This window comes from Protofrankia sp. Cr1, from assembly GCF_963555865.1.
GTDB lineage: Bacteria > Actinomycetota > Actinomycetes > Frankiales > Frankiaceae > Protofrankia.
The window spans coordinates 8,276-9,836 of the sequence record NZ_CAUVXO010000047.1; the positions used below are offsets into that span (position 1 = coordinate 8,276).

The 1,561-nt window shown below is 70.5% G+C and carries 2 protein-coding genes; both read right to left on the reverse strand.

Features of this window, described 5'->3' with window-relative positions; all coding sequences use genetic code 11:
• Window positions 1-886, reverse strand: an 886-nt coding sequence (gene mqnB / locus U9980_RS06825; protein ID WP_322767157.1) for a futalosine hydrolase, incomplete at its 3' end; no start/stop codon positions are given.
• A 66-nt stretch (window positions 887-952) separates the two neighbouring features.
• Window positions 953-1,414 (reverse strand): hypothetical protein, encoded by a 462-nt coding sequence (locus tag U9980_RS06830; protein WP_322754293.1) that lies wholly within the window; start codon window positions 1,412-1,414, stop codon window positions 953-955.
• Between the last annotated feature and the right edge of the window lie 147 nt (window positions 1,415-1,561).

Below are 1,561 nucleotides of genomic sequence, written 5' to 3' on the forward strand. Positions count from 1 at the left end.
CGATTCCGGCGGCGATCCCGGCGGCGGCCGCGCTCAGCCCGGCGAGTGCTCCCGGCACGTCCCAGCTCGACCGCTCACGGCGACCGACCGCGTTACTGACCGCGCGGACCTCGGCGAAAGGCGTGTCGAACGCGGTGGCTGCGACACCGACCGCGTAGCCTTCCATGGCTTCGGCGGCCGGGTCGAACCGCAGCGCCATCGCTGCGGCCCGATGGTCGGTCCCGGTGATTGTGGACACGCTGAGGATGGGCCCGATCCTGATTGTCCGTCGGGTGCCGGCGAGAAGGTCGACGAGTAGCTGCACCACGTTCGCACGTGGGAGCAGCGTGGACGGCCCGAGCCCGAGCTCGTCCAAACCCAGGAACCCGCCGGTTCCGCCGCCGGCCTCCGATGTCGATCCGGCACCGGATCCGGCACCGGATCCGGCACCGGAGGCCGGTCCGGCGGGCGACGACCCCGGTGCGGGTTTACCCGAGGAGGCGTCGAGGCCGGACTCGGCACCGAGATCCGCGGCGATCAGTGCGTCCGCGACGACCAGGTCACCGATGCCGGCACGGTCGGTGAAACCGCCCGCGATGCCGAGGGAGATGACCAGGTCGAACGGCTCGCCCGCGGCGCGAGCGGTCGCCAGAGCGGTCGCGGTACCCGCCGCCGCCGCCGGACCGGCCGCTCCCGCGGCCAGGACGGTCACCGACCCGGACCGGCGTCCCAGGTAAGGGCCGAGTCGGACCGCGGTCAGCAGCTGGCGGTCCCACGACGGCACCGGGCCGCCGCGCGACGGTCCCGTGGTGGCGGGCGCGGTCCACGGCTGCCACATACCCATCATTCCGGCGCAGACGGCGTCAGCCTCCGGGTTGACCGCCGTGACCAGCAGGACCCGGTTCACGTGGACCTCGATGCGGGAACAAGAGCGACCGGGCGCATCTCGACCATGAAATTGTCGACCATGAACCTATGGCTGGACGACGAGACGGAACTTCCAGCTTCCAGACGCCGGGCCGGAATCACTGCGCGGCACTTGGAAGATGGTCAGGGGCAGCTCGCCGGCTCGTCCCGGCGTGGTCAGGTGGTAGTGCTGGTCCTTTATGGTGTCGGAAATTTGGACCTCGTTGGACTGGGCGTCGACGGATGTCAAGAAGTATCCGCGGTCGGCAACCGACTTCGGAACGTCGATGTTGATGATCTCTCCAGGAGCGGCGTGCAGCGCCGGGATCTGGTCGCCGGCGCCCTTGACCACCGTGCCGTCGCGGTCGTAGCTGGCGGCCTGCGCCTGCACGAAGCTTCGACCGGCCTGCATGGTCACCAGCGGCGTCGGTTGGTCGCAGCCGGCGAGTACCCCGACGAGCGCGCCGAGGACAGGGAGCACAGCCAGGCGTTGCCACCGGATGCGGGAGAGTAGCCGAGATACGGACACGGTCGGAGGTTATCGTTCAGGGCCGCTCAGATGCCGCCCGGATCGCGATCCGGGGGGTGGGTTCTCGGTCTCAGCAGGCCGGGCCGCGTCCCACGATCCGGGAGGACCGCGGTTTTCTGGAGCACCGCCGTGTCCGGGAGCACCGCC